The organism is Nocardioides imazamoxiresistens, from assembly GCF_032378595.1.
GTDB classification, from domain to species: Bacteria; Actinomycetota; Actinomycetes; order Propionibacteriales; family Nocardioidaceae; genus Nocardioides; species Nocardioides imazamoxiresistens.
This window is the reverse complement of the sequence record NZ_JAVYII010000007.1, coordinates 217,648-235,827: the sequence shown is the minus strand read 5'-3', so window position 1 is coordinate 235,827 and position 18,180 is coordinate 217,648. Positions and strand designations below refer to the sequence as shown.

The 18,180-nt window shown below is 74.8% G+C and carries 23 protein-coding genes and 1 riboswitch; of the genes, 6 read left to right on the top strand and 17 right to left on the bottom strand.

Annotated elements, in window-relative coordinates:
• Nucleotides 1-3 precede the first annotated feature (3 nt).
• Complete coding sequence (locus RDV89_RS16435; protein WP_315734647.1) at nucleotides 4-510, top strand: MarR family winged helix-turn-helix transcriptional regulator; 507 nt, start codon at nucleotides 4-6, stop codon at nucleotides 508-510.
• Nucleotides 511-551: 41 nt separating this feature from the next.
• On the opposite strand, the gene RDV89_RS16430 is transcribed toward RDV89_RS16435, so the two are convergent.
• The 6 genes from RDV89_RS16430 to RDV89_RS16405 all read right to left on the bottom strand — a co-directional run bounded on the left by RDV89_RS16430 (nucleotide 552) and on the right by RDV89_RS16405 (nucleotide 4,698).
• On the bottom strand, nucleotides 552-1,589 hold the full coding sequence (locus RDV89_RS16430) for a sensor histidine kinase (RefSeq protein ID WP_315734645.1): 1,038 nt from the start codon (nucleotides 1,587-1,589) through the stop codon (nucleotides 552-554).
• A 33-nt stretch (nucleotides 1,590-1,622) separates the two neighbouring features.
• A complete protein-coding gene (locus RDV89_RS16425; protein ID WP_438823293.1) occupies nucleotides 1,623-2,432 on the bottom strand; it encodes a TrmH family RNA methyltransferase in 810 nt (269 codons plus the stop codon).
• Nucleotides 2,429-2,815, bottom strand: coding sequence for a 50S ribosomal protein L20 (gene rplT, locus RDV89_RS16420; protein ID WP_315734643.1), 387 nt, complete (start codon nucleotides 2,813-2,815; stop codon nucleotides 2,429-2,431). The genes RDV89_RS16425 and rplT overlap by 4 nt, the downstream gene beginning before the upstream one ends.
• Nucleotides 2,816-2,880: 65 nt before the next feature.
• Entirely contained in the window at nucleotides 2,881-3,075 is a 195-nt protein-coding gene (gene rpmI / locus RDV89_RS16415) for a 50S ribosomal protein L35 (RefSeq protein ID WP_292603475.1), read from the bottom strand.
• An 80-nt stretch (nucleotides 3,076-3,155) separates the two neighbouring features.
• The gene (infC, locus tag RDV89_RS16410) at nucleotides 3,156-3,962 is read right to left on the bottom strand and encodes a translation initiation factor IF-3 (RefSeq protein ID WP_315734639.1); all 807 of its coding nucleotides are present in this window, start codon (nucleotides 3,960-3,962) and stop codon (nucleotides 3,156-3,158) included.
• Between the two features lie 220 nt (nucleotides 3,963-4,182).
• The gene (locus RDV89_RS16405) at nucleotides 4,183-4,698 is read right to left on the bottom strand and encodes an SseB family protein (RefSeq protein ID WP_315734637.1); all 516 of its coding nucleotides are present in this window, start codon (nucleotides 4,696-4,698) and stop codon (nucleotides 4,183-4,185) included.
• Nucleotides 4,699-4,754: 56 nt separating this feature from the next.
• Here RDV89_RS16405 and RDV89_RS16400 point away from each other — a divergent pair, with 56 nt between their 5' ends.
• From RDV89_RS16400 to RDV89_RS16390, 3 genes are read left to right on the top strand one after another with little or no spacing between them, the layout of a single operon-like run.
• Entirely contained in the window at nucleotides 4,755-5,285 is a 531-nt protein-coding gene (locus RDV89_RS16400) for a hypothetical protein (RefSeq protein ID WP_315734635.1), read from the top strand.
• A 7-nt stretch (nucleotides 5,286-5,292) separates the two neighbouring features.
• Complete coding sequence (locus tag RDV89_RS16395) at nucleotides 5,293-6,528, top strand: alanine racemase (RefSeq protein WP_315734633.1); 1,236 nt, start codon at nucleotides 5,293-5,295, stop codon at nucleotides 6,526-6,528.
• 10 nt (nucleotides 6,529-6,538) lie between these two features.
• Nucleotides 6,539-7,183, top strand: a complete 645-nt coding sequence (locus RDV89_RS16390) for a nucleoside/nucleotide kinase family protein (protein WP_315734631.1) — start codon at nucleotides 6,539-6,541, stop codon at nucleotides 7,181-7,183.
• On the opposite strand, the gene RDV89_RS16385 is transcribed toward RDV89_RS16390, so the two are convergent.
• The 11 genes from RDV89_RS16385 to ligD all read right to left on the bottom strand — a co-directional run bounded on the left by RDV89_RS16385 (nucleotide 7,180) and on the right by ligD (nucleotide 16,155).
• The gene (locus RDV89_RS16385; RefSeq protein WP_315734629.1) at nucleotides 7,180-7,635 is read right to left on the bottom strand and encodes a PH domain-containing protein; all 456 of its coding nucleotides are present in this window, start codon (nucleotides 7,633-7,635) and stop codon (nucleotides 7,180-7,182) included. The genes RDV89_RS16390 and RDV89_RS16385 overlap by 4 nt on opposite strands.
• A complete protein-coding gene (hisG, locus tag RDV89_RS16380) occupies nucleotides 7,619-8,488 on the bottom strand; it encodes an ATP phosphoribosyltransferase (protein WP_315734627.1) in 870 nt (289 codons plus the stop codon). The genes RDV89_RS16385 and hisG overlap by 17 nt, the downstream gene beginning before the upstream one ends.
• Nucleotides 8,489-8,529: 41 nt before the next feature.
• Complete coding sequence (locus tag RDV89_RS16375; protein ID WP_315734625.1) at nucleotides 8,530-8,793, bottom strand: phosphoribosyl-ATP diphosphatase; 264 nt, start codon at nucleotides 8,791-8,793, stop codon at nucleotides 8,530-8,532.
• 22 nt (nucleotides 8,794-8,815) lie between these two features.
• A complete protein-coding gene (ribH, locus tag RDV89_RS16370) occupies nucleotides 8,816-9,289 on the bottom strand; it encodes a 6,7-dimethyl-8-ribityllumazine synthase (RefSeq protein ID WP_315734623.1) in 474 nt (157 codons plus the stop codon).
• The gene (locus RDV89_RS16365; RefSeq protein ID WP_315734621.1) at nucleotides 9,286-10,722 is read right to left on the bottom strand and encodes a bifunctional 3,4-dihydroxy-2-butanone-4-phosphate synthase/GTP cyclohydrolase II; all 1,437 of its coding nucleotides are present in this window, start codon (nucleotides 10,720-10,722) and stop codon (nucleotides 9,286-9,288) included. Before RDV89_RS16365 ends, ribH begins: the two co-directional genes overlap by 4 nt.
• Nucleotides 10,719-11,423: a nicotinamide riboside transporter PnuC gene (gene pnuC / locus RDV89_RS16360; protein ID WP_315734620.1), complete on the bottom strand. Its 705-nt coding sequence runs from the start codon at nucleotides 11,421-11,423 to the stop codon at nucleotides 10,719-10,721. The genes RDV89_RS16365 and pnuC overlap by 4 nt, the downstream gene beginning before the upstream one ends.
• Nucleotides 11,420-12,064 carry a riboflavin synthase gene (locus RDV89_RS16355; protein WP_315734618.1) on the bottom strand — a complete coding sequence of 215 codons (645 nt, stop codon included), beginning with the start codon at nucleotides 12,062-12,064 and terminating at the stop codon, nucleotides 11,420-11,422. The genes pnuC and RDV89_RS16355 overlap by 4 nt, the downstream gene beginning before the upstream one ends.
• Nucleotides 12,064-13,140, bottom strand: a complete 1,077-nt coding sequence (gene ribD, locus RDV89_RS16350; RefSeq protein WP_315734616.1) for a bifunctional diaminohydroxyphosphoribosylaminopyrimidine deaminase/5-amino-6-(5-phosphoribosylamino)uracil reductase RibD — start codon at nucleotides 13,138-13,140, stop codon at nucleotides 12,064-12,066. The genes RDV89_RS16355 and ribD overlap by 1 nt, the downstream gene beginning before the upstream one ends.
• A gap of 97 nt (nucleotides 13,141-13,237) precedes the next feature.
• A riboswitch (FMN riboswitch) is annotated at nucleotides 13,238-13,367 on the bottom strand.
• An 88-nt stretch (nucleotides 13,368-13,455) separates the two neighbouring features.
• Nucleotides 13,456-14,451, bottom strand: coding sequence for a GNAT family N-acetyltransferase (locus tag RDV89_RS16345; RefSeq protein ID WP_315734614.1), 996 nt, complete (start codon nucleotides 14,449-14,451; stop codon nucleotides 13,456-13,458).
• Nucleotides 14,452-14,534: 83 nt separating this feature from the next.
• Nucleotides 14,535-15,197 (bottom strand): ribulose-phosphate 3-epimerase, encoded by a 663-nt coding sequence (rpe, locus tag RDV89_RS16340; RefSeq protein WP_315734612.1) that lies wholly within the window; start codon nucleotides 15,195-15,197, stop codon nucleotides 14,535-14,537.
• Nucleotides 15,198-15,219: 22 nt separating this feature from the next.
• Nucleotides 15,220-16,155, bottom strand: coding sequence for a non-homologous end-joining DNA ligase (ligD, locus tag RDV89_RS16335; protein WP_315734611.1), 936 nt, complete (start codon nucleotides 16,153-16,155; stop codon nucleotides 15,220-15,222).
• A 76-nt stretch (nucleotides 16,156-16,231) separates the two neighbouring features.
• On the opposite strand from ligD, the gene RDV89_RS16330 reads away from it, so the two are divergent.
• Together RDV89_RS16330 and RDV89_RS16325 are read left to right on the top strand one after the other, a co-directional pair.
• Nucleotides 16,232-16,828, top strand: coding sequence for an ArsR/SmtB family transcription factor (locus RDV89_RS16330; RefSeq protein ID WP_315734608.1), 597 nt, complete (start codon nucleotides 16,232-16,234; stop codon nucleotides 16,826-16,828).
• Nucleotides 16,825-18,174 (top strand): MFS transporter, encoded by a 1,350-nt coding sequence (locus tag RDV89_RS16325; RefSeq protein ID WP_315734607.1) that lies wholly within the window; start codon nucleotides 16,825-16,827, stop codon nucleotides 18,172-18,174. The genes RDV89_RS16330 and RDV89_RS16325 overlap by 4 nt, the downstream gene beginning before the upstream one ends.
• Nucleotides 18,175-18,180: the final 6 nt, after the last annotated feature.

Below are 18,180 nucleotides of genomic sequence, written 5' to 3'. Positions count from 1 at the left end.
CGCATGACCGAGGACCGCGTCGACCACATCCAGCAGCAGTGGCGTCGGGAACGGCCCGACCTCGACGTCGGGCCGCAGGCGCTCGTCGGGCGCCTCCACCGCCTGGCCGACCGCCTCGGCGCCGAGCTCGTCACCGTCTACCGCCGCCACGGCCTCAACGAGGGCGAGTTCGACGTGCTCGCGACGCTGCGCCGCGCCGGGGCGCCGTACGCCCTGGCGCCCGGCGAGCTGGCGCAGCACACGATGGTCACCACCGGGGCGATGACCAAGCGGCTCGACCGCCTCGAGGACGCGGGGCTGGTCGCCCGCGAGCGCAGCAGCGTCGACGGGCGCGGACGCGTGGTGGCGCTGAGCGAGGCGGGGCGGCGCGTGATCGACGCCGCCTTCGCCGAGCACGTGCGCAACGAGCACCGGCTGGTGTCCGGGCTCGACCCGACCGAGCGCGAGCAGCTCGTGGCGCTGCTGCGGCGGTGGTCCGAGAGCCTCGACGAGATCCCCGATCTCTCCTGACCCCCGACCCGACCCGGCCCGACCCGACCGGGCCGCTCCGCTCAGGCGCCGAGCGGGCTGGTCGCCACGGGCCAGCGCACCACCAGGAGGGCTCCCCCGGCCTCGGTCTCGCCGATGCTCACCGTGCCGCCGTGCGCGCCGACGAGCCCGCTGACGATGTAGAGCCCGAGGCCCGAGCCCCCGGCGGTGCCGAAGTGCCAGAACTTGGTGAACACCCGGCGCCGGATCTCCTCGGGGATGCCGCTCCCCTCGTCCTCCACGCCGAGGACGAGCTGCTCGCCCTCGACCCCCAGGCTCAGTCGCACCGTCCCGTCGCCGTGGCGCACCCCGTTCTCCACCAGGTTGGTGAGCACCTGCGTGAGCTTGTCGGGGTCGGCAAGGGCCGGCGGCAGGTCCTCGGCCGCGTCGAGCGCGATCGGACGCGAGGTCGACGTCGCCACGGACGCGACCACCCGGGCCGCGATGGTGGCCGCGTCGACGGGACGGGGGTAGAGCGCGAGCCGACCCGTGTCGATGCGGGCGACGTCGAGGAGCTCGGTGATCAGCCGGCTGAGCCGGTCGGCGTCGGCGTTGACGGTGGTCAGCATGAGGCGCTTCTGCTCGTCGGAGAGCACCTCCCAGCGGTTCAGCATCGCCTGCACGAAGCCCTTGACGCCGGTCAGCGGCGAGCGCAGCTCGTGGGCGACGGTGGCCACCAGGTCGGAGCGCTCGCGGTCCAGCCGCTCGCGGCCGCGGCCCGAGCGCAGCGTCACCGCCACGCGCGCCACGGCACCCGCGGCGTCCCGCTCGATCCGCGCGGTGGTCAGCACCTCGAGGCCGCTGGGCAGCAGCCAGGACTGCTCGGGCACGCCCACCCGGCTGCGCAGGCCCGCGTACGGCGTGTTGTAGCCCGTCCAGGTGCAGCCCTCGGAGTTCTGCAGGCGCAGGACGTCGTCGAGCGGGCTGCCGACGTGGTCGCGGACGCAGCCGCCCAGCAGCCGGACGGCGGCGGCGTTGACGCCGCTCACCCGGCCGGCGGCGTCGGCGAGCACGACGCCGTCGGGCAGCGCGTCGAGGAGGTCGGCCGGCAGCGGGTCCACGTCCCCGACCCTAGGGCGTGGGACCGGGCCGGGTCACCCGAGGCGCTGGGCGCGGGCGCTGGCGTAGAGGCAGAGCGCGGCGGCCGTGGCGAGGTTCAGGCTCTCGGCCCGGCCGTGGATGGGGATGCGGACGACCGCGTCGGCCAGGCCGGCGACCTCGTCCGGAAGGCCCCAGGCCTCGTTGCCGAGCAGCCAGGCGGTCGGGCCGGCGAGCAGGCCGCGCGCCTCCGCCTCGAACAGGTCGACGTCGCCGGCGCCGTCGGCGGCGAGCACCTGCACGCCGGCGTCGCGGACGGCGCGCACGCCGACGGCGACGTCCGTCTCGAGCGCCAGCGGGAGGTGGAAGACGCTGCCGACGCTGGCGCGCACGGTCTTCGGGTTGTGCGGGTCCACCGCGTGGCCGAGGAAGGCCACCCCGTCGGCCCCGGCGGCGTCCGCGCACCGCACGACGGTGCCGGCGTTGCCGGGGTCGCGCACGTCGGCGCACAGCGCGAGCAGGCGCGGGGCGGGTTCGAGCAGGTCGGCGAGGTCGACGTCGACGAGCTCGCACACGGCGACGACGCCGGCGGGCGCGACCGCGTCGCTCAGGGTCGCGAGCGCGCGCTCGTCGACGAGGCGCACCGGGACGTCGTCGGGCGTGGCGGCCAGGACGTCGGCGTACCGCTCGGCGGCCGCGGGGGTCACGAAGACCTCGCGCACGCGGCCGGGCACCTCGAGGGCGCCCTCGACGGCCTTCGGGCCGTCGACGAGGAACAGCCGCCGCTCGAAGCGTTCCGAGCGGCGGCTGAGCCGTCGCGCCTCCTTGACCCGGGGGTTGGAGGCGGCGAGGGGCGTGCTGGTCAGGCCGAGACCTTGGGGGCGTTGACGTCCTCGGGGAGCGCGGCGCGAGCCGCCTCGACGAGCGCGCTGAACGCGTTGGGGTCGTTCACGGCCAGCTCGGCGAGGACCTTGCGGTCGACCTCGATGCCGGCCAGGTTGAGGCCCTGGATGAAGCGGTTGTACGTCAGGCCCTCAGCGCGCGCGGCGGCGTTGATGCGCTGGATCCAGAGGCGACGGAAGTTGCCCTTGTTCTTGCGCCGGTCGTTGTAGCTGTAGACCAGCGAGTGGGTGACCTGCTCCTTCGCCTTGCGGTAGAGGCGCGAGCGCTGGCCGCGGTAGCCGCTGGCGCGCTCGAGGGTGGTCCGGCGCTTCTTCTGGGCGTTCACTGCCCGCTTGACGCGTGCCATGGGTATTGCTCCTTGCTCAGGTGTTCGGGACGGGGTCGCTCAGCTCGACCACCGGGGTGGGAGGGTCAGCGACCCAGCAGCTTCTTCGCGCGCGGGACGTCGGCCTTGGCCAGCTCGACCGTGCCCGTCATGCGGCGCGTCACCTTCGAGGGCTTCTTCTCGAGGTTGTGGCGCTTGCCCGCCTTCTCGCGCAGGATCTTGCCGCTGCCGGTCACCCGGAAACGCTTGCCGGCGCCGGAGTGCGACTTGTTCTTCGGCATCTGAATCACTCTCTCTCGGTGCCCGCCACCGGTGGGTGGCGGGCGTCGTCGTACGTGCGGTGGGGCTGGTGCCCGGTGGCTCAGGCCTCGATCTCGGGATCGAGGTTCTCCGAGCGGCCACGCTCCTTCTTCTGCGCGACCTGACCGCGCTCGTGCGCGGCGGTGCGCTCGGCACGCTCCTCGGCCTCGACGGCGGCACGCTCGGCGGCGCGGGTGTCCTTCGCCGCCTGGACGTCGGCCTTGGCCTCGGCCTTCTTCTTGTGCGGCCCCAGGACCATGATCATGTTGCGGCCGTCCTGCTTGGGCGCGGACTCGACGAAGCCCAGCTCCTCGACGTCCTCCGCCAGGCGCTGCAGCAGACGCCGGCCCAGCTCGGGACGGTGCTGCTCGCGACCACGGAACATGATCGTGATCTTGACCTTGTCGCCCGCGCGGAGGAACCGCACCACGTGACCCTTCTTGGTCTCGTAGTCGTGCGAGTCGATCTTCGGCCGGAGCTTCATCTCCTTGATGATCACGTTGGACTGGTTCCGACGTGCCTCACGAGCCTTCTGGGCGGTCTCGTAGCGGAACTTGCCGTAGTCCATGAGCTTGCAGACCGGCGGACGCGCCATGGGCGCGACCTCGACGAGGTCGAGGCCGGCTTCCTGCGCGAGTCGAAGGGCGTCGCCCGTGGGGACGATGCCGACGGTCTCGCCGTTGGGACCGACAAGTCGGACCTCGGAGACCCGGATCCGATCGTTGATGCGCAGCTCGGTGCTGATGTGTCCTCCTGTGGTGCGGCGGAGGGAACCGCGGCCCGACGCCGGCCCGACAAGGCCCGGAGACGAGAAAAGGCTCCCGCTGACGTAGTTCCAGCGGAAGCCAGTCGCGACGATCGTCGCCATCCACCTCGCGGTGGACGCGAGCGGCCCGGCCGCCTGACGACGACCGTGCTGCTCGACCGGACCCGACGACCTGTGCTCGTCCGGTCGTGCCGGGCGTCGCTGCGGTCGGTGCGGGTGGGAGACGATCGTGCTGCTGGTCTCCGCTTGGAGATCTGCGGCGGGTCACGCGCCGGACGGCGCACGATCCACCACGGATCGGTCAACGGGAGAGACTAGTGGACTATTCCGCCTCGGCGCCAATCCAGGCGTACCCGTCACCCACGCGGCTCAGCCGCCACCCGCGCGCGAGCCCGGCGAGGTCGTCGCCGGAGACCACGAAGCGCACCGGGCCGGCGATGTCGACCACGAGGGCGGCGGCCCCCTCCTGGACCGCCGAGCGGGCGGCCAGTGACGCCGCCACCGGCACCGGACGGGCGTCGGCGCGCCAGCGGGTCAGGCTCTCCGTGCCCGTGAAGGCCAGCAGCGCCTGCCGCCCGTCGCGGCCCGTGACCAGCACCGTGGCCATGTCGCTCGACTTGTCGTGGGCGAGGCCGGCCGCGTCGTACTCGACCTCGCCCAGCACCGCGACCACCGGGACCAGGAGGCGCGACCCGGCCAGCACCGCCAACGTGGCGTGGTGCCCGGCCTGTCCGGCCTCGTACGCCCGCAGCGCGGCGTCGACGTCCGCGGACGCGGCACCGTCGTCGCCGGAGAACCCGGGGTCGGGGATCACGCGGTCGGCGAAGCGGTCGTCCATCGCGCCATCATCGCAGGCCCGACCGGCGGCCCCGGCGGCTGGATAGGGTGGCCGTCGTGGACGCAACCTGGCTCGCCCTCGCCGCCGTGCTCACCGCTCTCGGGATCGTCTGGACGGTGTACGCCTACCGCTCGCGCGGCGTCGCCTCGGCGCTGCGGGGGGCCGGCCTGACCCTGCTGGCGCCGGCGGCCTACCTCACCGGGACGCTCGAGCTCGCCGGCGAGATCGCCGTCGACGTCGGGGACTGGGCCAGCGGCGTCGTGCTCTCCCCCGTGGTCTGGACGGGCATCGCGCTGGCCGGCGGCGGCGTGCTGCTCTTCCTGCTCGGCGGTCTGCTCGCCGGCCGTGGCGTCGGCACCACGCCGCGACGCGCCGCACCCGCCCCGACGCCGCCGGCCGGCGCGGTCGGCGCGCCCGGGGCAGGCGGGGCGGCCGGGGCGGCGGCACCCGGCGGCCGGGAGGCCGAGCGGGCGACGCGGCCGCAGCAGGCCCCCGCCGCCGCGGCGCGCCCGGGTGGCAAGCAGGCGCCCGCCGACGACGACCTCGCGGACATCGAGGCCATCCTCCGACGCCGCGGCATCGAGTGAGCCCCCGATGAGCACGCGCAGCGCCCGGGTCGACGAGCAGGCCGAGCGGCACCGGCTGGCCTTCCGGCTCTCGGCGGCCGTGGCGCCGCTCCCCGCGCCCACGCCGACCGCGGTCGTCGACCTCGACGCCTTCGACGCCAACGCCGCCGACCTCGTCGCGCGCGCCGCCGGCACCCCGCTGCGCGTCGCCTCGAAGTCGCTGCGCGTCCCCGAGCTCGTGCGCCGCGCCCTCGCCACCCCGGGCTTCGCGGGCGTGCTCGGCTACACGCTCGCCGAGGCGCTGTGGCTGCACCGCGAGGGCGTGAGCGACGACGTGGTGGTCGCGTACCCCACCGTCGACACCGCCGCGCTGCGCGAGCTGACCGCCTCCCGGTCGGCCGCTGCCGCCGTCACGCTGATGGTCGACGACGTCGCCCACCTCGACGTGGTGGACGCCGCCCGCTCGTCGAGCGAGGTGCCGGTGCGGGTGGCGCTCGACGTCGACGCCGGGCTCCACGGCCCCGGCGGGCTCCACGTGGGTCCGCAGCGCTCGCCGCTGCGCGACGTCGAGGCGGTACGCACGCTGGCCCGCGCCGTCGTCGCGCGCCCGGGCTTCCGCCTGGTCGGGGTGATGACCTACGAGGGACAGGTCGCCGGCGTCGCCGACGCCGTGCCCGGGCGCGGTCCGCGGATGGCCGCGGTGCGTCGGATCAAGCAGGCCTCCCTGGGTCAGCTGGTCGAGCGACGGGCTGCGGTCGCCGCCGCCCTCGCCGAGCTCGCCGACCTCGAGTTCTTCAACGCCGGCGGGTCGGGCTCCGTGGCCGATACCGCGGCCGACCCCACCGTCACCGAGGTCGCCGCCGGCTCCGGCCTCCTCGTGCCCGGCCTCTTCGACCACTACCGGTCCTTCACGCCGCGCCCCGCCGCGTACGTCGGCGTGCCCGTCACCCGCCTGCCGCGGTTCGGCACCGCGACCGTGCACGGCGGCGGGTACGCCGCCTCCGGCGCGGCGGGACCCGACCGCTCGCCCCAGCCGTGGGCCCCGCCGGGCCTGCGCCTGACCGGGCTGGAGGGTGCGGGCGAGGTGCAGACGCCGCTCGTCGGACCGGGCGCGGCCGCCCTGCGGATCGGCGACCTCGTGTGGTTCCGCCACGCCAAGTCGGGCGAGCTGTTCGAGCACACCGACCGCGTGCACCTCGTGCGCGGGCACGCCGTCGAGGACACGGTCCCCACCTACCGTGGCGCGGGCCAGGCCTTCGGCTGAGCGCGGGCCCGTGCCGACCCCCGTGCCGACCCCCGTGCCGACCCCCGTGCCGACCCGGCTCCCGGACGCCACCGTCGCGGCCGTGCGACGCGTCCTCGACGCGGCTCCGGCCCGCCTCGGCCCCGCCCGGCTGCTCTGCCTCGACGGCCCGTCCGGCTCCGGCAAGACCTCGGCGGCCCACGACCTCGTCACCCACCTGCGCACCGACCGGGACGGGGGCGGCGACGTGCGCGACGTGCGGCTCCTGCACGTCGAGGACCACTACGAAGGCTGGGGCGGGCTGGGCGGGGCACCCCGCCGGATGGCGGACCTGCTCACCGACCTGGCGGAGGGACGACCCGGACGGTTCCGCAGCTACGACTGGGAGGTCGAGGCCTTCGCGGACGAGCAGGTCGTCGCACCACTCGGCCCGGGGTCCGTCGTGGTGCTCGAGGGTGTCGGCGCCGGCGCCGCCGCCCTGCGGCGCTTCCGTTCGGCGCTGGTGTGGATCGAGGCGCCTCGGGCGCTGCGGCTGCGGCGCGGCCTCGAGCGCGACGGAGCGCACCTGGAGCCGCAGCTGCGGGCCTGGTCGCGCAGCGAGGACGCGCACTTCGCCGCGCAGGGCACGCGCGCGGCCGCCGACCTCCGGCTCGACGCGTACGGCCGGTCGTCCTAGGCGTCCCGGTCGATGAGGGCGCGGACCTCGCGCACGGCCCGGAACGCGCGGGAGCCGTCGGAGGCCTGCACACCCATCACCGGGCGGGCCGTGCCGTCGCTGAGGTCGAGCGTCGCCCACGGGGCACCGTTCGGCATCCGGATCGCGACGACCTGGGCCCACTCGTAGGAGTAGGTGCGGTAGCCGTTGACCACGACGACGCCCTCGACGCTGGCCGTGATGCGGCACCGGAGGATGCCCCACAGCACCGCACCGGCACCCGCGAGCATCGCGACCATGGTGATCCGCTGGAAGAACCCGAAACCGGCGCGGATCTCGGCGTCGAGCAGCAGCCAGGCGGCGACCATGGCGCCGAGCACCGTCACCGAGGCGACCACGCCCGCGATCGTGGTGCCCAGCGGACGCCAGGTCCGTGGGAGCGTGGGCGGGGCGGGCTCAGAGCCGGCAGGCATGGATCTCCGTCATCAGGATGCCGCGCGCGCCGAGGTCGTACAGCTCGTCCATGAGCCGCTGGGCGCCGCGGCGGGGCACCATCACGCGCACCGCCACCCAGCCGTCGCGGGCCAGCGGCGAGATCGTCGGGGACTCGATGCCGGGCGCGTGCGCCGTGGCGGCCGCGACGTCCTGCTCGGCGATGTCGTAGTCCATCATGACGTAGCTGCGGGCCACCAGGACGCCCTCGATGCGGCGCTTGAAGGTGGTCAGGCCCTCGGGGGGCTCTGCGCCGGCGCGGGTGATGAGGACGGCCTCCGACTCGAGGACGACCTCCCCGAAGGTCTCGAGGCCGGCCTGGCGCAGCGTCGCGCCCGTCTCGACGACGTCCGCGATCACGTCGGCCACGCCGAGCTGGATGCTGGTCTCGACGGCGCCGTCGAGGCGGGTCACGCTGGCGTCGATCCCGCGCTCGGCCAGGTGGGCCTCGACCACGCCGACGTACGACGTCGCGATCCGCAGGCCGGCGAGGTCCTCGACCGAGCGGTAGCGGCCGATGGGGCCGGCGAAGTAGAAGCGCGAGCGACCGAAGCCGAGCGGGAGGACCTCCTCGGCCTTCGCCGCGGAGTCGCGCAGCAGGTCGCGGCCGGTGATGCCGATGTCCAGGGTGCCGTCGGCGACGTAGAGCGCGATGTCACGAGGACGCAGGTAGAAGAACTCGACGCCGTTCTCGTGGTCGACGAGCGTCAGCTTCTTGGAGTCGGTGCGCTGCAGGTAGCCCGACTCGGTCAGGATCTCGGAGGCGGCGGCCGAGAGGGCGCCCTTGTTGGGCACGGCGACGCGGACGAGGTCGGTCGGGGGGAGCGTGGGCATGCGGCGGTTCCTTGTCTGGTGAGCGGCGTCGGTCGGGGCGCTCACAGATGGGAGTAGACGTCCTCGAGCGTGATGCCACGCGCGAGCATGAGGACCTGCGTGTGGTAGATCAGCTGGCTGATCTCCTCCGCGGCCTCCTCCTTCGACTGGAACTCGGCGGCCATCCAGGACTCGGCGGCCTCCTCGACGACCTTCTTGCCGATCGCGTGGACGCCCGCGTCCAGGGCGGCCACCGTGCCGGAGCCCTCGGGCCGGTTCCGGGCCTTCTCGCCGAGCTCGGCCCACAGCTCCTCGAACGTCTTCACGGGGCGTCAGCCTACGGGTCCGTCAGCCCCGCAGCGCCGCCAGGGTCCGCGCCGTCTCCAGCGCGGCCGACGCCGCCTCGTAGCCCTTGTCCTCCGCCGATCCCTCGAGCCCGGCGCGGTCCAGCGCCTGCGCCTCGGTGTCGCAGGTGAGCACGCCGAAACCGATCGGCGTGCCGTGGTCGAGCGCCACCCGGTTGAGGCCGTCGGTGGCCGCGGAGCACACGTACTCGAAGTGCGGGGTGCCCCCGCGGATGACGACGCCGAGCGCCACGACCGCGTCGTGGGTGCTCGCGAGCTGGGCGGCGACGACCGGCAGCTCGAACGTGCCGGGCACGCGGACCTCGGTCGCGTCGCGCACCCCCGCGTCGGCGAACGCCCGACGGGTGCCGTCGAGCAGCCCGTCCATGACGACCTCGTGCCAGCTGGCGGCCACGACCGCCACCCGCAGCGCGGAGGCGTCGCCGGGACGCAGGTCGGGGGCTCCGTGGCCGCTCATCGGCGGGCTCCTTCGGTGTCGGTGTCGGTGTCGGCGTGCGGCCCGTCCTCCGTGAGGTCGGGGATCGTGGCGTTCCCGCTGCCCGGGTCGTGCGTCACGGGGTCGACCCGCGGCGTGTCCACGACCAGGTCCGCCTCGTCGGCGGAGGCGGCGTCGGGCGCGGCCGGCGCCGGGACGGGCAGCTCGTAGCCGTCGAGCCCGTCGAGCTGGTGGCCCATCCGGTCGCGCTTGGTCAGCAGGTAGGCGATGTTGTGGTCGTTGGCGTGCAGCGTGAGCGGCACGCGGGCGGCGACCGCCACGCCGTACTCCTCGAGGTTCGACGTCTTCTCCGGGTTGTTCGTGAGCAGCCGCACCGAGGTGACGCCCAGGTCGCGCAGGATCTGCGTGGCGGTGCCGTAGTGGCGCGCGTCGGCCGGCAGGCCCAGGTCGAGGTTGGCGTCGACGGTGTCGCGCCCGCCGTCCTGCAGCTGGTACGCCTGCAGCTTGGCGACCAGGCCGATCCCCCGGCCCTCGTGCCCGCGCAGGTAGACCACGACCCCCGTGCCCTCCTCGGCGATGCGGGCGAGCGACTCCTCCAGCTGGGGACCGCAGTCGCAGCGCCGCGAGCCGAACACGTCGCCGGTGAGGCACTCCGAGTGCACCCGGGTCAGCACGGGCTCCCCCGCCGCGACGGCGGCCGCGAGGTCGCCGCGCACCAGCGCGACGTGCTCGGAGCCGTCGATGCTGATCTGGTAGCCGTACGCCGTGAAGTCGCCGTGCGCGGTGGGCAGGCGGGTGACCGCGACGCGGCGCGCGTGCTGCTCCGTGCGCCGGCGGTGGCGCACCAGGTCCTCGATCGAGATCATCGCCAGCCCGTGCTCGTCGGCGAACTCGCGCAGCTCGGGCGCCCGCTTCATGGTGCCGTCGTCGTTGACGATCTCGACGAGCACCCCCGCCGGCGTCAGCCCGGCCAGGCGGGCCAGGTCGACCGCCGCCTCGGTGTGGCCGCGGCGCACCAGCACGCCGCCCTCGCGGTAGCGCAGCGGGAAGACGTGGCCCGGCCGGGTCAGCTCCCACGGCTCGGTCGCCGAGTCGGCCAGCACCTTCACGGTGCGGGCGCGGTCCGCGGCCGAGATCCCGGTGGTCGTGCCGTCGCGGGCGTCGACCGAGATGGTGTACGCCGTGCGCAGCGGATCGCGGTTGTGCGGCGTCATCAGCGGGATCTCGAGCCGGTCGAGCATGTCGCCGGGCATCGGCGCGCAGATCACGCCCGAGGAGTGGCGGATGGTGAACGCCATCAGCTCCGGCGTCGCCTTCGCCGCGGCGAAGATGATGTCGCCCTCGTTCTCGCGGTCCTCGTCGTCCACGACGACGACGGCGCGGCCGGCGGCGATGTCGGCGATCGCCCGCTCGACGCTGTCGAGGCGCACGCGCCCGGTCCACTGGTCGGTCATGCTCGGCTCCTCACGGGTTCCGGCACCGGGGCCGGGACGGGTTCGACGGGACGCAGGCGCCGCTCGGCACGCCACCAGGTGACGAAGCCGACGACGACGAAGCCCGCGTAGACGAGGTACATCACGGCGGTCGGGTAGTAGCCGGCGCGCAGCAGCGACGTCACCCCGACCACGTCGACGGCCAGCCAGACGAGCCAGAACTCGACCCACCCGCGGGCCATGCCGTAGGTGGCGAGCATCGAGCCCGCCAGGATCCAGGCCTCGGTGGCCGGGCCCCACGACCCGAGGCGCTGCAGGGCGAGGAACGCGGCCGCGTACCCCACCACGCCCAGCACCGCCAGCTGCAGCCAGCCGGAGCGGCCGGCCCAGCGGGGCACCACGGCGCGCCCGTCGGGCGAGCCGCCGTCGCGACGGGTGCTGCTCCAGCGCCACCAGCCGTACACGCCGACGGCGGCGAAGAACACCTGCCGGCCGGCCTGGCCCCACAGCGGCTCGGCGACGGCGTTGCTCAGCTCGCCCCACGCGAAGACGCCGAAGAGCAGGGCGTTGCCGACCAGACCGACGGGCCACGCCCACACGACGCGGCGCATGCCCAGCAGCGCGCTGGCCAGCCCGAACAGGTTGCCGACCACCTCGGGCACGCTGAGGTAGCCGCCGCCCACCGCGATCTGCCCGTGCAGCAGCCAGTCGAGGGGCGTCACGACCGCTCCCCCGCACCGCGGGCGGCGATCGCGGCGAGCCTCTCGTCGGCGTAGCCGCCCAGCACCAGCCGCTCCACGTGCTTGGCGATGACGTCGACCTCGAGGTTGACCGGCTCGCCGGCCTCGCGGCGACCGAGCGTGGTGCGCGCCAGCGTCTCGGGGATCAGGCTGACGGTGAACGACTCGTCGCCGACGTCGACCAGCGTGAGGCTGACCCCGTCGACCGTGATCGACCCCTTCTCGACCAGGAACCGCGCCAGCTCGGCCGGGTAGGCGACCTCCACGACCGTCCAGTGCTCGCTCGGGCGACGCTCCCGCACCTGGCCGACGGCGTCGACGTGACCCTGCACGACGTGGCCGCCGAGGCGCTGGTCGGCACGCACCGCCCGCTCGAGGTTGACGGTGTCCCCCACGGCGCGGGCGCCGAGGGTGGTGCGGGCCAGCGACTCGGCCATCACGTCGGCGGTCCAGGTGTCGTCGGTGTGCTCGGCGACGGTCAGGCAGCAGCCGTCGACGGCGATCGAGTCGCCCAGGTGGACGTCGCCGAGCACCTCGCGCGCCTGCAGGGTCAGACGGATCGCGTCGCCCTGCTGCTCGATGGCGGCCACGGTGCCGAGCTCCTCCACGATGCCGGTGAACATCAGGCGTCTCCTCCGTCGGTGTCGCTGGTCGGGGTGGTCGGGGTGGTGCGCGGACGCAGCACGAGCCGCACGTTCGCCTCGGGGCCGTCGCCGACGGTGCTCGCGTCCACCACGTCGAGGTGCAACGCTCCGGCGATCGTGGTGATGCCCAGGTCGGCCACCGCGGCCCGGCCGGCGCCGAGCAGCATCGGCGCGACGTAGACGACCACCTCGTCGACGAGGCCCGCCCCCAGGAAGGCGGCGGCCAGGGTCGGGCCGCCCTCGAGGAAGACGTGGCGCGCCTCGCGGGCGGCCAGCGTCGCGAGCGCCTCGTGGGGGTCGCGGGTGCGCAGGTGCAGCGACGGGGCCTCGTCGTCGAGCACGCGCGCCCCCTCCGGCAGGTCGCGCAGGCCCATGACGGCCCGCAGCGGCTGCGCGGCCAGCGGCTCGTCGTCGGCGTCGCGGACGGTCAGGCGGGGGTCGTCGACCAGCACGGTCCCGGTGCCGACCAGCATCACGTCGCACTCGCCGCGCAGCGCGTGGGTGTCGCGACGGGCGGCCGCCGAGCTGATCCAGCGGCTGGTGCCGTCGGCCGCGGCGCTACGGCCGTCGAGGGTGGCGGCGAACTTCCAGGTCACGAAGGGTCGGCCGCGGGTGACGGCGAAGGTCCAGGCCCGGTTGAGGGCGGCGGCGTCGTCAGCCAGCACGCCGACCTCCACCTCGATCCCCGCGGCCTCGAGGGTCGCGGCACCGCCCGCGGCCACGGGGTTGGGGTCGCGCTGCGCCACGACCACCCGGGCGACGCCGGCGTCACGCAGGGCCTCGGCGCACGGGCCGGTGCGTCCCGTGTGGTTGCAGGGCTCGAGGGTGACGACCGCGGTGGCACCGGTGACGTCGACGCCGGCGTCGGCCGCGCGGGCGAGCGCGTGCGCCTCGGCGTGGGGCGTACCGGCTCCGCGGTGGTAGCCCTCGGCCAGGCGGGTGCCATCGGGGGTCAGCAGGACGCAGCCGACCCGCGGGTTGGGGCCCGCCACGCCGTGCATGCGGGCGAGCAGCAGCGCGTGCTCCATGGCGTCGCGCTCGGTGCTGGTGGCCATCTCCTGCGTCTTCCCGGTCGGCTCGCTGGCGTCCGGGGCGCGGTCGGTGCACGGGCGGGACGGGGCGCAGGCCGTCCGGTCCGCGCTCGTCGCCACCATGCGTGCGCTTCCCATCCGGACTCTGACCGTCGGTCCAGGAATTCCACCTGGTCAGCCGACCGCTGGCTGCGGTCGGGTCGCGGACTCTCACCGCCGGCTCGGAATTTCACCGACCCCAGTGCACGCGAGCAGTTCAGCTCGTCTGCCGCAGATTGTGGCACACGGCGGACGTCGACGTGACGCCTCCCACGTCGTGGACACGCCGGGCGGGGCCCCCTACGCCGGAGCGGGGGCGAGCGGCTCGAGGTCGCGGCGGTAGGTCGTCCAGTGCTGCTCCAGCTCGAACCCGGCGCGCTCGTAGACGCCGAGCGCACCGCTCGGGTTCTCGGAGTCCACCTCGAGGCTGGCGCGGTCGAACCCGGCGGCGCGGCAGGCCTCGAGCACGTGGCGCAGCAGCAGGGGCGCCAGCCCGCGGCCGCGGTGCTCGCGCACCGTCCCGACCCGCGCGATCCACGCCTCCTTGCGGCCCGTGACCTCCTCGACGGCGTCGTACTCCTCCGTCTGGACGTAGCCCACGATCGCGTCGGACGCGTCCACCGCGACGACCGAGAGCCCCGGCCGGAAGCTCCGGCTGCCGGTCACCCACTGCGTCCACTCCTCCGGCGTCCACGGGCTGGAGCCCGGGTGGTCGCGGAACACGACGTTGTGGGTCTCGCGCAGGGCGTCGAGGTCGACCTCGGGGTCGTACGCACGGATCCGCAGGCCGGTGGGCGGGTCGGCGAGGTCCTGCTCGCCAAGCGGACCGACGCCCAGCGTGAGGGCGTAGCGGTGGGGCGCGAACCCGATCCCGGCCAGCAGCCCGCCCTGCGCCTCGTCGGAGGTCAGGCCCATGACGTGCAGGTGCGCCGGCAGCGTCGGCGCGGCGTGGTGGCGCTCCCGCAGTCGGTCGAGCATGGCCTCGGCCAAGCGGGTCCCGATCCCCTCGCCGCGGCGCTCCGGGTGGGTGCAACCGGTGGCGTACGCCGTCAGCGCGGTCTCCCCGGGCGCCCGCGGCGTCACGCGGAACGAGCCGACGAGCCGGTGGTCCTCGCCGGCGTCGAACGCGCCCACCCAGTCGCGGCCCAGGTCGACGAGCGGGTCCTCCGCCTCCTCGCGCAGGTCGGCGAGGTTGTAGTGCTCGTCGGTGCGGTCGACGGCCTCGACCTCCCGCAGCAGCCGGTCCAGGGCGGGCAGGTCGGCGGGCGTCAGGCCGCGCAGCTCGATGTCGCTCACGGCCCGCAGGCTAGGCGTGCGGCCGGCGTGCGCGCGACCGGATTTCCGGGCCGTCCGTCCCTGGCCGTCGGCCCCCGGGCGGTTCAGCCCCGGGCGGCGTCGCCCTTGGCCCGCAGGGCGGCGATCATCGCGTCGGGGTCGTCGGCCGAGTAGACCGCGGAGCCGGCCACGAACACGTCCGCGCCGGCCTCGGCGCAGCGCTCGATCGTCTCGAGGGAGACACCCCCGTCGACCTGCAGCAGCGTCTGGACGCCGTGGCGGTCGACGAGCTCGCGGGCGCGGCGCAGCTTGGGCAGGACCAGGTCCAGGAACTTCTGGCCGCCGAAACCCGGCTCGACCGTCATCAGCAGCAGCATGTCGAGCTCGCCGAGCAGGTCCTCGTACGGCTCCACGGGGGTGGCCGGCTTGAGCGCCATGCTCGCCCGCCCGCCGGCGGCCCGGATCTCGCGCGCCAGGCGTACCGGCGCCTTCGCCGCCTCGACGTGGAAGGTGACCGACGCGCAGCCCGCCTCGACGTAGGTCGGCGCGTGCCGGTCGGGGTCCTCGATCATCAGGTGCGCGTCGAGCGGGACGTCGGTCGAGCGTGCGATCGCCTCGACCATCGTCGGCCCGAACGTCAGGTTGGGCACGAAGTGGTTGTCCATGACGTCCACGTGGATCATGTCCGCGCCCGGGATCCGCCCCACCTCCGCCCCGAGGTTCGCGAAGTCGGCGTTGAGGATGCTGGGAGTGATCTGGATGCCCACGGGCGTCGATCCTAGGGGTGGCTCAGAGGCCGTCGCGGTCGGCCCAGGCGAGCAGCGGCGCGACGTCGAAGACGTGCTCGCTCGCGTGCAGGCCGGCGTGCAGGTCCCCCAGCTCGGCGAAGCGTCCGGGCACCGTGAACATCGTGAGGTCGCGCGGGTCGGCGTCCGCGACCTCGTCCCAGCGCAGCGGCGTCGAGACGCGGGCGTCGGGCAGGCCGCGCAGCGAGTACGCCGCGGCGATGGTGTGGTCGCGCGTGTTCTGGTTGTAGTCCACGAAGACGGCAGCGGGGTCGCGGTCCTTCTTCCACCAGGCGGTCGTCACGAGGTCGGGGGCGCGGCGCTCGACCTCCCGGGCGAAGGCGTGCGCCGCCCGGCGCACGTCCGCGAACCCGTGGTCGGGGGCGATCCGGACGTACACGTGCAGGCCCTTGCTGCCGCTGGTCTTCGGGTAGCCGACCGCGCCCAGCTCGTCCAGCACCTCGTGGGCCACGGCCGCGACGCGCTGCACGGTGGCGTAGTCGCAGGCCTCCCCGGGGTCGAGGTCGATGCGCCACTCGTCGGGCTCCTCGACGTGACCGCGGCGGCTGTTCCACGGGTGGAACTCGACGGTCGACATCTGGGCCGCCCACACCACCGCCGCCGCCTCGGTCACGCACAGCTCGTCGGCGGTGCGCTTCCACCGCGGGAAGTACAGCTCGACGGTCTCGACCCACTCGGGAGCGCCGGCCGGGAGCCGTTTCTGGTGCACCTTCTCGCCCGCCAGCCCCTTCGGGAAGCGGTGCAGCATGCAGGGCCGCTCGAGGAGCGCCCCCGTGATGCCCTCGGCGACGGCCAGGTAGTACTCGACCACGTCCAGCTTCGTCGCGCCGGACTCCGGGAAGTAGACGCGGTCGGGGTTGGTGACGCGCACGACGCGTCCCTCGACCTCGATCTCGACGGCGGGCGGCTTCGACGGCACGTGCGCACGCTACCGGGCGGGGCGTGGAGGACAGTCCGCACTTGCCGTATGGTCGGCGATCCCCGACCATTCGGTGGTGGCCGACCACCGACGCTCCCCCGACTACGACCTCGCCGACGAGTTGGAGCTCACCGGGGACGAGCAATACCGCGCGCTCTTCGACGAGACCCGCAGCCGGATCGTCACGCTGCTGCTCGACCGTGCCGCGACGACGTCCGAGCTCGCGGAGGTGCTGGAGCGGCCCAAGGGCACGGTGGGGCACCACCTCAAGCTGCTGGAGCGCGCCGGGCTCGTGCGGGTCGTGCGCACGGAGCGGGTGCGGGCGCTGGAGGCGAAGTACTACGGCCGCACCGCCCGACTGTTCCTGTACCACGCGGTCGGGGAGGCGGTCGGCGAGCCGCAGCGGGCGCTGGCCCGCGCCGCGGCCGGCATCGCAGCCGCGCCCGTGCTCACGCCCGAGGCCGCCGACGACCCCGGTCACCTCCCCGTCATCGGCTACCTGCGCCACGCCCGGATCCCGCGGGAGCGCGCGTCCGAGTGGGCCGACCGGCTCGCCGACCTCGTGCTCGAGTTCGCGGCGGAGCCGGCCGCGGGCGACACCACGTACGCCGTAGTTGTCGGCCTCTACCCGACCCGCGGCCTCAGCGACCCCGACGGGACCGGCGCGCCGTGAACCGCGCGCCGCTCGGGAGCCGCTACCGCCGCCTGCTCGGCTCCGCCGTGGCCGCCAACCTCGGCGACGGGCTGGTGCTCGTGGCGGTGATGTGGCTGGCCTCCTCGCTGACCCGCGACCCGCTCCTGATCACCCTCCTCGGTCTCGCGTCCCGGTTGCCGTGGCTGGTGCTGTCCCTGCCGGCGGGCGTGCTCGTCGACCGCGTCGACCGGCGGCTGCTGGTCGGGACGATGGACCTCGTGCGCTGCGCCGCCGTCGCGGCGCTCGGCGTGCTGGTGTGGACGCAGCAGGACGCGCTCCCGACCCCGGCGGAGCTCGCCGGCGGCGCTCCGACGCCCGCGTCGGCGCCGCTGCTGCTGGCCGGTCTCGGCGTCGTCACGCTCGTGCTCGGGTGCGCGGAGGTCGTGCGCGACAACGCGGCCCAGACGCTGATGCCGTCGCTGGTCGAGCGCGACCAGCTCGAGCGCGCGAACAGCCGGTTGTGGGGCGCGGAGACGACGATGAACAGCTTCGTCGGGCCGCCGCTCGGCGGCGTGCTGGTCGCCGTCGCGCTCGCGGTCCCCTTCCTGACCCACGCCGGGCTGCTCGCCGTCAGCGCCGTGCTCGTGCTCGGGATCGGTGGCGCAGCGCGGCGCGGCGCTCGGGCGGCCCCGGACGCACAGGACCGCCGGCCCCGACCGGCGCGCGCCGGCTGGCGCGCCGAGCTCGCCGAGGGCTTCGGCTGGTTGTGGCGCCACCGCCTGCTGCGCACGCTGGCCCTGCTGCTCGGGGTGATGAACATGCTCAGCAGCGCGGCGTTCGTCGTCGTCGTGCTGTTCGTGCAGGAGATCCTGGGGATCCTCGACGGCTGGGCGTTCGGTCTCGTCACGACCGGCGCCGCGGCCGGCGCGGTCGCCGGTTCGCTCGTCGGCGACCGGATCGTCGCGCGGCTCAGCGCGGGACGCGCGCTCGCCGCCGCCGTGCTGGTGATGGGGCTCGGACTCCTCGTCGTGGCCACGACCAGCTCGCCCGTGGTGTTCTGGCTCGCGGAGGTCGTGACGGGCCTGGCGGTGGTGGTGTGGAACGTCGTGACCGTCTCGATGCGCCAGCGGCTGATCCCCGACGCGCTGCTGGGACGCGTCAACTCCGTCTACCGGTTCTTCGGCTGGGGGATGATGTCGGCCGGCGCACTGCTGGGCGGTGGCCTCGTGGCGCTCGGCGAGCCCCTCCTCGGCCGGGAGGCGGCCCTACGGGCGCCCGTGCTCCTCGCCGCGCTGGGCTACCTCGTGCTGCTGCCCGTCGCCTGGCGGCACCTGCACCCGGAGCGGGTGGCAGCGGCCGAGTCCGCCGCCGCGGGGGCGCGCTGAGGCGTA

Coding starts and splice junctions, on each gene's coding strand:
- RDV89_RS16435 (WP_315734647.1), top strand. CDS start 4: ATGACCGAGGACCGCGTCGACCACATCCAGCAGCAGTGGCGTCGGGAA.
- rplT (WP_315734643.1), bottom strand. CDS start 2,815: ATGGCACGCGTCAAGCGGGCAGTGAACGCCCAGAAGAAGCGCCGGACC.
- rpmI (WP_292603475.1), bottom strand. CDS start 3,075: ATGCCGAAGAACAAGTCGCACTCCGGCGCCGGCAAGCGTTTCCGGGTG.
- infC (WP_315734639.1), bottom strand. CDS start 3,962: ATGGCGACGATCGTCGCGACTGGCTTCCGCTGGAACTACGTCAGCGGG.
- RDV89_RS16405 (WP_315734637.1), bottom strand. CDS start 4,698: ATGGACGACCGCTTCGCCGACCGCGTGATCCCCGACCCCGGGTTCTCC.
- RDV89_RS16395 (WP_315734633.1), top strand. CDS start 5,293: ATGAGCACGCGCAGCGCCCGGGTCGACGAGCAGGCCGAGCGGCACCGG.
- RDV89_RS16385 (WP_315734629.1), bottom strand. CDS start 7,635: ATGCCTGCCGGCTCTGAGCCCGCCCCGCCCACGCTCCCACGGACCTGG.
- hisG (WP_315734627.1), bottom strand. CDS start 8,488: ATGCCCACGCTCCCCCCGACCGACCTCGTCCGCGTCGCCGTGCCCAAC.
- ribH (WP_315734623.1), bottom strand. CDS start 9,289: ATGAGCGGCCACGGAGCCCCCGACCTGCGTCCCGGCGACGCCTCCGCG.
- RDV89_RS16365 (WP_315734621.1), bottom strand. CDS start 10,722: ATGACCGACCAGTGGACCGGGCGCGTGCGCCTCGACAGCGTCGAGCGG.
- RDV89_RS16355 (WP_315734618.1), bottom strand. CDS start 12,064: ATGTTCACCGGCATCGTGGAGGAGCTCGGCACCGTGGCCGCCATCGAG.
- ribD (WP_315734616.1), bottom strand. CDS start 13,140: ATGGCCACCAGCACCGAGCGCGACGCCATGGAGCACGCGCTGCTGCTC.